The organism is Anoxybacillus pushchinoensis (assembly GCF_900111795.1).
GTDB classification, from domain to species: domain Bacteria; phylum Bacillota; class Bacilli; order Bacillales; family Anoxybacillaceae; genus Anoxybacillus; species Anoxybacillus pushchinoensis.
Genome location: NZ_FOJQ01000003.1, coordinates 1 through 12,253, shown reverse-complemented (window position 1 = coordinate 12,253; position 12,253 = coordinate 1). Strand labels below are relative to the sequence as shown.

The following is a 12,253-nucleotide window of genomic DNA, read 5'->3' as shown; positions in this document are numbered from 1 at the left end:
TAATATTGTTTTTTAGAGATAGGAAACAATTTATGCTGTCAAAACATTGACACATTTTCCCCTCTTCCCTAAACTTATTGTGAACGACATTTTTCTTAAAGGAGAAGAAGGGTATGCCAACACCAGTACGTTCAAATATCGGAACTGTTCGCTATAAACGAGACTGGCGCGTTTGGTGGCGCCTATTGCGACCACATACGCTGACTGCGGCGTTCATTCCTGTTTCCGTTGGTACGGTGCTTGCCGTAGATGAAGAACCAATTCACTCCCCTTTATTCATTGCCATGCTCGTTGCCTCATTATTTATCCAAGCTGCAACAAATATGTTTAATGAATATTACGATTATAAAAGAGGGCTCGATACACCCGAATCTGTCGGAATCGGTGGAGCTATTGTTCGCGATGGCATTTCGCCAAAAACTGTTTTATTGCTCGCTTGGTCTTTCTTTGCGATCGCTATGCTACTCGGCGTTTACATTTGCGCCAATAGCAGTTGGTGGCTAGCTGTCATCGGCACGGTTTGCATGGCTGCTGGATATTTTTATACGGGTGGACCTGTTCCAATTGCTTATACGCCGTTTGGAGAGTTAGCGGCAGGCTTCTTTATGGGATTTACTATTATTTTAATTTCATTTTTTATTCAAACAGGCACGATTACAACGACACCTATGCTTGTCTCCGTCCCTATCTCTATTTTAGTCGGGGCCATCTTGTTAGCCAATAACATTCGCGACTTAGATGGAGATAAAAAAAGCGGTCGGAAAACATTAGCTATTTTGCTTGGAAGACAACGAGCCATTTGGCTATTAGGTAGCATGTTTATTGCATCGTTTTTATGGATCGCATCGCTTGTTTTTAGCAAAACCATCTCACCATGGACGTTGCTCGTATTTTTCAGCATACCAAAGGCGTGGCAAGCGACGAAAGGATTTGTTGGAAAAACAAAACCAATCGAAATGATGCCAGCCATGAAAGCAACAGCTCAAACAAATACACAATTCGGCTTTTTACTTGTCGTTGGTCTATTCATTCATTACTGGATACAATAGCTAGCTAAAAAAACTATAGCCTTCGCGCTATGGTTTTTTCTTTTTAGTAAATACTATACGTAGCGAAACGTTAAGGAGGGATGATATTGCATCATGTAGCCGCTTTGCGTAAACGGTTATTGCAAGAAAAACAACAAATCGAACAGCGACTAAAGCAAAACGACCATTTCGGGCTCACAAAAACGTCTACCTATGATTCCGTTGGGGAGTTATCGAACTACGATAACCATCCCGCAGATAGCGGAACAGAGCTGTATGAGCGGGAAAAAGATCTCGCATTAAACGAGCATACGGAACGAGAGCTTCACGATATCGAGCGCGCATTACAAGCGATGGAAGAAGGGACATATGGAATTTGTGAAGTATGTGGAAAACCAATTCCATTGGAGCGTCTTGAAGCCATTCCAAAAACGACGTTTTGTAAAGAACATAGCACCGATCAAGCAGTTTCACAACAGCGTCCCATTGAAGAAAGCGTGCTGTCTCCCCCATTCGGCGAATTTGTCGTTCATGAAGACGCAGAAACATTTGATGCCGAAGATAGCTGGCAAAAGGTTGCTCGCTTCGGTACGTCCGATACACCTTCCGACGTGCAAGAAGATGCGGAACATTATGATCGAATGTATATCGACGCAGGGGAACAAATTGGATACGTAGAGCCATTTGAAACATTTGCAGCAACAGACCTTTACGGAACAGGTATTACCATTTATCCAAATATCGTCCACGAGCAATACGAACAAATGCTTGATGATGAACATCTTATGTCCCCGCTCGGTGATCTTCCTGCTTATGAGAAAGATCCTTATACTTCTTAAAAAAGGACTGTCCGATAAGTCCCTAAAATGAAACAAGTGGAGAAAAACAATTCGTTTCTCTCCACTTGCTTTTATATTTTCTCGATGTTTAATGAAAGTAGCTGACGGATGCCGGCTACTTTCGGAAAGTTGTGAGCTAATGCCACAATCCCTTTTTTGCTAGTGAATGCGCCAAATGTCGTGAGCATATTCTTCAATGGTTCGGTCGCTTGAAAAATATCCCGAACAAGCGATGTTTACGACGCTCATTTCTAGCCATTTATTGCGATTTTCATACGTTGTCCCAACCCGCTGTTGCGCATCAGCATACGATGCAAAATCGCGCAAAACAAAATATTGATCATTATGGGCGAGCAACGAATCGTAAATCGGTTCAAAATGGTCGTATGCATCAGGGAAAAAGCCATTCACAAGTTGGTTGACCACTTGATGAATGCGCTGATCATGATGATAATATTCATACGAATGATAACCGCCATTTGCATAATAATGCAACACTTCTTCCGCGGTTAACCCAAAAATAAACATATTATCATGACCAACGCGCTCTAAAATTTCAATATTTGCCCCGTCAAGTGTTCCAATCGTAATCGCTCCGTTCATCATGAATTTCATATTTCCCGTTCCAGATGCTTCTTTACTAGCTGTCGAAATTTGTTCGCTCACATCAGCAGCTGGAAAAATCTTTTCTGCTAACGAAACACGGTAATTTTCTAAAAAAATGACTTTTAATCGCCCGTTAATTTGCTCATCACCATTCACTTTTTGCGCCACGGAATTAATTAACTTAATGATTCGTTTCGCATAATGATATCCCGGTGATGCTTTTGCGCCAAAAATGAACGTGCGCGGATGCATGGCAAAATGCTCATCTTCTTTTAGACGATTATATAAATGCATAATATGCAACACATTTAACAACTGCCGTTTATATGCATGCAGCCGCTTCACTTGCACATCAAAAATCGACGAATCATCCACAATAACCCCTGTTTTTTCTTGAATATATGTTGCTAATTGTTGTTTATGGAAGTGCTTCACTTTTGCCAATTGCTCTTGAAACGAGCGATCCGTTGTATACTTTTTTAGTTGAATGAGCTGATCTGGTTGTTTTATCCATTCTGTTCCAATGGCTTCGCTAATGAGTGTGGAAAGTTGATCATTCGCTTTTAATAGCCAACGTCGATGTGTAATACCGTTCGTTTTATTATTAAATTTTTCTGGAAAATACTCATAAAACCATTTCATTTCGCGATGCTTTAAAATTTCAGAGTGGATTTTCGCGACCCCATTTACACTATAACTTCCTACAATTGCTAAATGAGCCATCTTCACTAATCCGTGAGCAATGATGGCCATCTCCTCAATCCTTTTCCAATCACCAGGATATCGATTCCATAAATCACGACAAAACCGTTCGTTAATTTCTTGCACAATCATATAAATTCGCGGCAAAAGTGGTTGAAAAATGTAGATTGGCCATTTTTCTAACGCTTCAGATAATGTTGTATGATTCGTATAAGAAATCGTATTCGTCGTAATATGCCACGCTTCGTCCCATCCCATTCCTTCCTCATCTAGCAAGATGCGCATAAGTTCTGGAATCGCTAATACAGGATGCGTGTCATTCACATGAATAGCTACGTGGCGATGGAAATGATGTAAATGTCCGTACCGCTGACGATAATCACGTACAATGCTCCCGATACTTGCAGCAACAAGAAAATATTGTTGTTTTAGTCTTAAAATTTTCCCTTCATCATTCGTGTCATCAGGGTATAAAAATTCAGAAATTGCTTCCGTTTCCCTTTTATATTGCATCACATGCTTATGAAGCGGAAATTTGGCAGGCTCGGCACTCCATAGTCGCAACGTATTTACAGTCGTCGTATCATATCCGATAACAGGCATATCGTAAGGGACGGCCATCACTTTTTCCGTATCATAATGTCGAAACGTTAACCGACCGTTTTGTTCGTAGCATTCCACTTTCCCCCAAAAATTGACTTCTACCGCTAAATCCTCTTTTTTCACTTCCCAAACGTTTCCATGACGCAACCATTGTTCCGGGAGTTCGACTTGATAACCATTTACAATTTTTTGATCAAACAACCCATGCTTATATCGAATACCTTGACCATGCCCGGGCAAGTCAAGCGAAGCAAGCGAGTCTAAAAAACAAGCAGCTAGGCGCCCAAGCCCTCCATTTCCTAGTCCCGCATCGATTTCGACTTCTTCAATGTGGCTCAATTCAATCCCTAGTTCTTTCAACCCTTCTTCGACAACATCTCGTATGCCAAGATTCATTAAGTTACTTCCTAGCAACCGTCCCAACAAAAATTCAATCGATAAATAATATACTTGCTTTTTATGCTCAGCACGGTATCGTTCGTTCGTCTGAATCCAATGTTTGCTAATATACTCTCGAATCATATGACCTAACGTATTGTATTGATCAAGAACGGTTGACTCCCAAAAACGTTTTCCGTACATCATTTCTAATCGTTTTAAAAATGTCTGTTTAAACTCTTCTTTATTCGTGAACATAGATGTCACTCCCAGCCATTAGTTCGTCGTATAATTGATTGTATTTAAATGCTGATTTGGCCCAACTGTAGTCGCGACTCATCGCCTGTTCTATAATTTTTTCCCATATTTCTTTTTGTTCATAAAATGAACGAGCTCGTTGAATCGTATATAACATGTCATGGGCGTTAAAGTTTTTAAACGTAAAACCTGTTCCTTCTTTCGTGAATTCGTTAAATGACTGCACCGTATCGTTTAATCCACCTGTTTCTCGGACGATCGGCACAGCCCCGTAACGCATCGCAATGAGCTGCCCAAGACCGCACGGCTCAAACTGAGATGGCATTAAAAACATATCAGCACCGGCATAAATCTGATGGGCAAGCTGCTCCGAGAAGCCGATATATACCCGCACACGATCCGGATACGTCATTGCCATTTCGTGAAAGAAATGTTCAAATTCCCACTCTCCTGTTCCGAGAATAATCATTTGCACGTGTTCAGCAATGATTTCATGAAATACACATTTGACCAAATCCAACCCTTTTTGCTTTGTTAATCTCGAAACGATCGCAATTACCGGAACATCTTCCTCTGACGGTAACGAAAAATGTTGTTGAAGCGCCCGTTTATTTATGCTTTTTCGCGCAATCGTCGTCACATCATATGGCACTGCAATATATGGGTCCTTTTTCGGATTATATATTCCATCATCAATCCCATTTAAAATACCAACTAAATGTGAGCTTCGCGCACGCAACAGTCCGTCAAGCCGCTCACCGTAATACGGTGTTTGAATCTCTTCTTTATACGTCGGACTAACAGTAGTGATCAGATGTGCGGAGACGAGCGCCCCTTTCATAAAACTGACATGTCCGTAAAACTCTAAATGTTCAATTGAAAAATAGCGGTCGCTTAAATTTAGCAAGTCCCCCAAAATTTCGCGTGGAAAAATGCCTTGGAACTGCAAATTATGAATTGTAAATACCGTTTTTATCTGTGCGTAAAATGAATTTCTCATATATTCTTCACGCAACAAAAACGGGATCATTCCTGTATGCCAATCATGACAATGAATGACATTTGGCTGAAAGTCGATGACCGGAAGACAGTCCAGAACGGCCCGGCAAAAATATGAAAAACGCTCGCCATCATCGTAATGCCCATACAATGAATCGCGTTTAAAATAATATTCGTTGTCGACGAAATAGTATGTGATTCCTTCATGTTCTAACTGTTCAATTCCACAATATTGCCTTCTCCAGCCAACGCGAACAACGAGTTCAGCTATTTTTTTCATTTTTTGACGCATATGTTGCGGAATCAATCCATATTTCGGCAACATGACACGCACATCGGTTCCGAGCTTTTTCAGCTCTTTTGGTAGCGCACCAGCAACATCGGCTAAACCGCCTGTTTTCACAAATGGTACACATTCTGATACAACAAATAACACTTTCACGATTTCATCAGCGCTCCTTGTATTGTCCCTTTTCGAATGACGATTGGCTCCTTCGGCGTCCCGATCAATTGAACGCCATCGCCAATACGAGCATCTTTATCTATGATGACATACTCGAGGTAACAATTTTCTCCAATTTGACTTTTTTGCATGACAACACTATTTTGGACAACAGTTCCTTTTCCGATTTTAACTGCCCTCGAAATAATGCTATTTTCAACTTTTCCTTCAATGATGCATCCGTTCGCAATCATCGCATTGCGAACGCAAGCGTGCGATGTATACTTTGTCGGTGGTTCATCTTTTACTTTCGTATAAATAGGTCTCCCTTTTAAAAACAACTGTTTCCACACATCTGGTTGAAGAAGCTCCAAACTATGATAAAAATAACGCTCGATGCTATCGATGATCGCAACGTACCCATTATATTCATAGTCGCATACCGTTAATCCGTTCGTTTCATCATTGACGACGTCGACAATACTTTGGTAACGATTGTTTTGTTGATTTGCAATTAAATCAAGCAACAATGATGTTTCTAAAATAAACATATCAAGTGATTGACCACGATGACATATGCGGGTAATGTCGCAACGGTTGGTAATATGACGCTTTAACACTTCTTCATAATCAATGTTACATACTGTATAGCTATTGCAAATGAGAGCGTATTTTTGCGTGCTTCTCAAAAAGTAGTCAATATGTTGTTGAAAATGTTGAAACGAGCCGATATGGGAAATCGGAAGATCAGGCGAAGGAAAAAAAAATAATCCATCACGTTTTCGGTTCAAATCCCAATTTTTCCCCGAACCAAGATGATCCATTAACGAGCGATATTGATACTTTGGAAAAATAGCGACACTTTCAATACATGAGTTTACCATATTCGACAAAACAAAATCGATTAATCGGTAACGCCCAGCAAACGGGACAGCCGCAATCGAACGCTGGAGCGTTAAATCGTTCATTTCCTTCTTATATGTTGTAGCATCAATGACCCCAAGCATTAATTTTCCCACAGCTTTTCATCCTCTCTCTCTGAAAAATGTCCCAAAAGCCCCTCTGTTACAAGAATGACTTCCCCTTCAGATGAACTAGCATAAATGGAAGTTCCGTCTGGAATTTCTATGTTCGGTGGAACAATCGCTTTTTCAATGTATACATTTTTCCCAATAACCGCATTGGGCATAACAACGCAATCTTTTACCGTTGCACCTTGTGCAATGTGCACCCCTTGGAACAATACAGAATGCTCTACATGCCCTTCAACAATGCATCCTTCATTCACTAAAGATTCTTTTACTTGCGCATATGGAGCAATATATTGCGGTGGCTCATTCGGATTGACAGAATAAATGCGCCACGTATGATCGAATAAGTTTAATGCCGGGGTATCTTCGAGTAAATCCATATTTGCTTCCCATAAACTCTTTACTGTACCGACATCTTTCCAATATCCTTTAAATGGATAGGCAACAAGTCGCTTTTTTTCATCGATAAGTAAAGGGATAATATCCTTGCCAAAATCATGACTCGAACGATCGTTGCGATTGTCCATTTCCAAATATTCTTTTAAAACAGACCATTTAAAAATATAAATGCCCATGGAGGCTAAATTATTTTTCGGATGAGCTGGCTTTTCTTCAAACTCAACAATTTCCATCTCCTCATTTGTGTTCATAATGCCAAAACGACTCGCTTCTTCCCATGGCACTTCAATAACAGAAATCGTCACATCTGCCTTTTTCTCGATATGGTATTGTAGCATATGCGCATAGTTCATTTTATAAATATGGTCACCTGAAAGAATGAGCACATACTCCGGATCGTATTGCTCTAAATAGTTTAGATTTTGATAAATCGCGTTTGCTGTTCCTTTATACCACCGCATTTCAGAAGATTCTGCATACGGTGGAAGAACGGCCACCCCTCCATGTTTCCGATCCAAATCCCATGCACTACCAATTCCAATATACGTATTTAACTCTAGCGGTTGATATTGAGTCAGCACGCCAACTGTATCAATACCGGAATTGGCGCAATTACTTAACGTAAAATCAATAATGCGATACTTTCCTCCAAACGGCACAGCGGGCTTAGCTAAATTTTTTGTTAATGAACTTAACCTACTTCCCTGTCCCCCTGCGAGCAGCATAGCGACGCACTTTTTTCGTACCATAGCTTTCCTTCCCTTCTCTTTTTCTAGTTGGCCGTAAAATAGTGATAGCATACGGCGGAATCGTCATTCGAATGTGGTACGGCTTTCCGTGATATGGTTCTTCACATGCCTTAAGTGGCTTTTTGTTTATATGTCCCGCACCACCGTACATCACATCATCGCTGTTGAATACTTCCCGATATGATGTCAGAAATGGCACACCAATTTTGTAATTGTCATATACAACATTTGTGAAGTTACAAACAACAATTAGCGTATCTTCCTCTTTTTTTCCGCGCCGAATAAAAGAAAAAATACTTTGTTCAGCGTTGTTCACATCAATCCATTCAAACCCATTTGGATCATGATCATATTCATATAGTGCCTTTTGTTTTTTATAAAAATACGTGAGGGATTTCACGTAATCATCCATTTTTCGATGCATATCAAAATCAAATAGCACCCAGTCGAGTTGTTCTAAATCTTTCCACTCATCAAACTGTCCGAACTCTCCACCCATAAATAATAGTTTTTTTCCTGGATGAGTCATAAAATAGCCGTAAAGCAAGCGAAGTTGGGCGAATTTATCCCAATAATCGCCGGGCATCTTATTCAACAACGATTTTTTTCCATGTACTACTTCGTCATGGGATAAAGGTAAAATAAAGTTTTCCGTATAAGCATAAAGTAGAGAAAATGTCATTTTGTGATGCATATGTTTTCGTTCACTCATGCCCGTTTCCATATAACTTAACACGTCGTTCATCCAGCCCATATTCCATTTATAGTTAAATCCTAACCCGCCATCATACGTCGGCGCTGTTACTTTCGGCCAATCAGTTGAATCTTCTGCAATCATTAGCACGCTTGGATCAAAAGCAAATACAACTTCATTCAGCTTTTTTAAAAATGAAATCGCATATGGATTTGGATGTAGCACATCGCTGTTCGGCCAATAAAGCATGTTCGCAACAGCATCGACACGAAAACCGTCAATATGATAATACCGAAGCCAAAACAGAGCGTTTGAAATTAAGAAACTATGCACTTCCGATTTTCCTAGGTCAAAATTCGCCGTTCCCCAAACAATATTTTCGCGATCTTGCATATTCACATATTCATACGTCGGTTCACCATCAAACATATACAATCCGTGTGCATCTTTACAAAAATGTCCAGGAACCCAATCTAAAATGACACCAATTCCTTCTTGATGGCACCGATCGATGAAATACATCAAATCGTGTGGCGTTCCATACCGACTTGTTGCAGCATAATAACCTGTTCCTTGATATCCCCACGAGCGATCGAGCGGATGCTCAATAAGTGGTAACAACTCGATATGAGTAAATCCATGTTCAACAACATAAGGAATTAACTCATCTGCCATCTCCCTATATGTATAAAACTGCCCATCATCTTTCTTTTTCCATGTACCAAAATGAACTTCATAAATAAACATAGGTTGGTCATAAACCCGTTTACGTTTTTTCTTCCTTTGCCATGCCTGATCATTCCATTTATATCCATCTAATTCATATACAATAGAGGCAGTATTGGGGCGTTCTTCTGCATAAAACGCGTATGGGTCAGCTTTAAGAAAGGTGCGTCCATCTTTTGTTATAATTTCGTATTTATATAGATGCCCTTCTAAATTTTCATGGACAACAATCATCCATACTCCTTGTTCATTTATTTTTGTTAATTTATGTTGTTCCCCGTTCCAGTTGTTAAACGTTCCAACAAGCCGAATTTCCTTAGCATGTGGAGCCCATACACAAAAACGAGTGACAATCGTTCCATCTTGTTTCACTAAATGCGCGCCAAATAATTGATAACTTTGATAAAATGTTCCTTCATGGAATAAATGCATCTGCAAATCAGTTGGACTCATCGTTAACATACACCTTCTCACCCTTTCTGAAATAAAATGCCCAAAAACAATTACGTACTGAATATATTACACAAAGCTATATAAAATTCCTGTAAGAAAATTAAGATATTTTTCAACATCGTTCAACAAATCACATAAAAATGTGACGAAATGAAAATCAATATGAACGTTCATATAATTATCACTTGAGTATCAAATAATAATTATATAAACTAGTTTATAGTAATTATTATTTATATTTTTTAATATTAAATTTAAATAAGGGGAATGCATAATGTACGATTATCATCACTTGCCACATATGAAAGCACAAACTGCGTCAAAAAAGGCGCTTTGGACGACATTGATATTAACAACTTTTTTCACGATTGTGGAGATCATTGGAGGCATTTTATCCAACTCCCTCGCCTTGTTGTCAGACTCAGTACATATGGCTTCTGATGTCATTGCATTAAGCTTAAGCATGATTGCGATTTACTTAGCTTCCCGTCCTCCCAATGAAAGATTTACGTTTGGCTATTTACGTTTTGAAATTATTGCGTCATTTTTGAACGGACTAGCGCTCATGATTATTGCTATTGGGATTTTCATTGAGGGGATTCGTCGTTTTATTCATCCTGAAAACATTCAGTTTTCACTCATGTTAACGATCGCAACGATCGGTTTTGTCGTTAATCTCATATTAACCATCGTCTTAAGTAGGAGCATAAAGGAAGAAGAAAATTTAAATGTAAAAAGCGCATTATGGCATTTCATTGGTGATTTATTAAGTTCCATCGGTGTCATTATTTCAGCCATACTCATTTACTTTACAGGGCTATATATGTTCGATCCGCTTATTAGCATCGTGATTGGTACTATTATTTTTATAGGCGGTGCAAAAATTGTTCGTGAATCATATTTTATTTTAATGGATGCCGTGCCCCCTCAATTTGACATCGAGCGTATTCGCACCGATATTCTCGCTGTTGAAGGGGTTGAAGATGTACATGAACTGCATATTTGGGCCATTTCAACCGATCATTATTCTTTAACAGCGCATGTTCTTATCAACGAATGCATCCAGCCGTTTTGCATCATTTTAGCTATTAATGAACTGCTAAAGGAAAAATACAATCTCTCTCATGTAACTGTTCAGGTGGAACATCCATCTATTCATCAACATGGCGAGTATGGAAAAAAGTTTTTAGAAAAGAGAAATGACGTGAGTGAACCGTACGAAAATGAGGATAATGTTTAGAAAAACGATGCATCTAATACAAAAAAGTAGGGCTAACCTTGCAAGGTTAGCCCTACTTTTATTAGTGACCCGTACGGGATTCGAACCCGTGTTACCGCCGTGAAAGGGCGGTGTCTTAACCACTTGACCAACGGGCCATATGTGGCAATGGCGGAGAAGGCGGGATTTGAACCCGCGCGCCGCAAAACGCGACCTAACGGTTTAGCAAACCGTCCCCTTCAGCCACTTGGGTACTTCTCCAAATGGCTCCGCAGGTAGGATTCGAACCTACGACCGCTCGGTTAACAGCCGAGTGCTCTACCACTGAGCTACTGCGGAATAAAAACATAACATTTAGAAATACAAATGGGCCTAAGTGGACTTGAACCACCGACCTCACGCTTATCAGGCGTGCGCTCTAACCAGCTGAGCTATAGGCCCACGTAAGCGGGTGATGGGAATCGAACCCACGACATCAGCTTGGAAGGCTGAGGTTTTACCACTAAACTACACCCGCACGCTTCAATTCAGTATACCTACAATCATTTACCACGCCCGACCATGCCTCTTCCTCTACTAGCATACTCAACGAAGATGGATGCGTCGAGGCAACTCGCCGCTTTCTCGACGATGCATCGCTCGTGGCTGAGGTTTTACCACTAAACTACACCCGCACGTCGAATTTTATAATAAGCAACAACATTCATCTCGCTCAGTCATGCCTCTTCCTCTACTAGCATATTCAAAGATGATGGATGCGTCGAGGCAACTCGTAGTTTACTCGACGAAGCGTCGCTCGTGGCTGAGGTTTTACCACTAAACTACACCCGCATAATGAAGTAAAATGTGATGTTATGGGGCGACTAGTGGGAATCGAACCCACGAATGCCAGAGCCACAATCTGGTGCGTTAACCACTTCGCCATAGCCGCCACAATGATGCCGGCTGCAGGACTTGAACCCGCAACCTACTGATTACAAGTCAGTTGCTCTACCAATTGAGCTAAGCCGGCACAATATAAGCAAACGAAAGTGATGGCGGAGGAGGAGGGATTCGAACCCCCGCGCGCCTTTCGACGCCTCTCGGTTTTCAAGACCGACCCCTTCAGCCAGACTTGGGTACTCCTC

The 12,253-nt window shown here is 40.5% G+C and carries 8 protein-coding genes and 7 tRNA genes; 3 read left to right on the top strand and 12 right to left on the bottom strand.

Annotated elements, in window-relative coordinates:
• Nucleotides 1-113 precede the first annotated feature (113 nt).
• Together BM213_RS01490 and BM213_RS01485 are read left to right on the top strand one after the other, a co-directional pair.
• Nucleotides 114-1,049 carry a 1,4-dihydroxy-2-naphthoate polyprenyltransferase gene (locus BM213_RS01490; protein ID WP_091700184.1) on the top strand — a complete coding sequence of 312 codons (936 nt, stop codon included), beginning with the start codon at nt 114-116 and terminating at the stop codon, nt 1,047-1,049.
• Between the two features lie 80 nt (nt 1,050-1,129).
• Nucleotides 1,130-1,867, top strand: a complete 738-nt coding sequence (locus BM213_RS01485; protein ID WP_091700182.1) for a yteA family sporulation protein — start codon at nt 1,130-1,132, stop codon at nt 1,865-1,867.
• Between the two features lie 159 nt (nt 1,868-2,026).
• Here the strand turns inward: BM213_RS01485 and BM213_RS01480 are convergent, their stop codons facing one another.
• The 5 genes from BM213_RS01480 to glgB are packed head-to-tail and all read right to left on the bottom strand — an operon-like array spanning nt 2,027 to nt 9,916.
• A complete protein-coding gene (locus tag BM213_RS01480; protein WP_091700180.1) occupies nt 2,027-4,414 on the bottom strand; it encodes a glycogen/starch/alpha-glucan phosphorylase in 2,388 nt (795 codons plus the stop codon).
• Complete coding sequence (glgA, locus tag BM213_RS01475; RefSeq protein ID WP_091700177.1) at nt 4,401-5,855, bottom strand: glycogen synthase GlgA; 1,455 nt, start codon at nt 5,853-5,855, stop codon at nt 4,401-4,403. Before glgA ends, BM213_RS01480 begins: the two co-directional genes overlap by 14 nt.
• The gene (locus tag BM213_RS01470; RefSeq protein WP_091700175.1) at nt 5,852-6,874 is read right to left on the bottom strand and encodes a GlgC family sugar phosphate nucleotidyltransferase; all 1,023 of its coding nucleotides are present in this window, start codon (nt 6,872-6,874) and stop codon (nt 5,852-5,854) included. The genes glgA and BM213_RS01470 overlap by 4 nt, the downstream gene beginning before the upstream one ends.
• The gene (locus BM213_RS01465; RefSeq protein WP_003397727.1) at nt 6,862-8,034 is read right to left on the bottom strand and encodes a glucose-1-phosphate adenylyltransferase; all 1,173 of its coding nucleotides are present in this window, start codon (nt 8,032-8,034) and stop codon (nt 6,862-6,864) included. Before BM213_RS01465 ends, BM213_RS01470 begins: the two co-directional genes overlap by 13 nt.
• Nucleotides 7,982-9,916 (bottom strand): 1,4-alpha-glucan branching enzyme, encoded by a 1,935-nt coding sequence (gene glgB, locus BM213_RS01460; protein ID WP_091700173.1) that lies wholly within the window; start codon nt 9,914-9,916, stop codon nt 7,982-7,984. The genes BM213_RS01465 and glgB overlap by 53 nt, the downstream gene beginning before the upstream one ends.
• A 265-nt stretch (nt 9,917-10,181) precedes the next feature.
• On the opposite strand from glgB, the gene BM213_RS01455 reads away from it, so the two are divergent.
• Complete coding sequence (locus BM213_RS01455; protein WP_091700171.1) at nt 10,182-11,147, top strand: cation diffusion facilitator family transporter; 966 nt, start codon at nt 10,182-10,184, stop codon at nt 11,145-11,147.
• Between the two features lie 65 nt (nt 11,148-11,212).
• Here BM213_RS01455 and BM213_RS01450 read toward each other — a convergent pair.
• The 7 genes from BM213_RS01450 to BM213_RS01420 form a co-directional block, all read right to left on the bottom strand.
• Nucleotides 11,213-11,284: transfer RNA gene (locus tag BM213_RS01450), tRNA-Glu, on the bottom strand.
• Between the two features lie 11 nt (nt 11,285-11,295).
• Nucleotides 11,296-11,387: transfer RNA gene (locus BM213_RS01445), tRNA-Ser, on the bottom strand.
• Nucleotides 11,388-11,390: 3 nt separating this feature from the next.
• A tRNA-Asn gene (locus tag BM213_RS01440) sits at nt 11,391-11,465 on the bottom strand.
• A 28-nt stretch (nt 11,466-11,493) separates the two neighbouring features.
• A tRNA-Ile gene (locus BM213_RS01435) sits at nt 11,494-11,567 on the bottom strand.
• 5 nt (nt 11,568-11,572) lie between these two features.
• Nucleotides 11,573-11,643 (bottom strand) — tRNA-Gly (locus tag BM213_RS01430).
• A 338-nt stretch (nt 11,644-11,981) separates the two neighbouring features.
• Nucleotides 11,982-12,057 (bottom strand) — tRNA-His (locus BM213_RS01425).
• An 8-nt stretch (nt 12,058-12,065) separates the two neighbouring features.
• A tRNA-Thr gene (locus BM213_RS01420) sits at nt 12,066-12,138 on the bottom strand.
• Between the last annotated feature and the right edge of the window lie 115 nt (nt 12,139-12,253).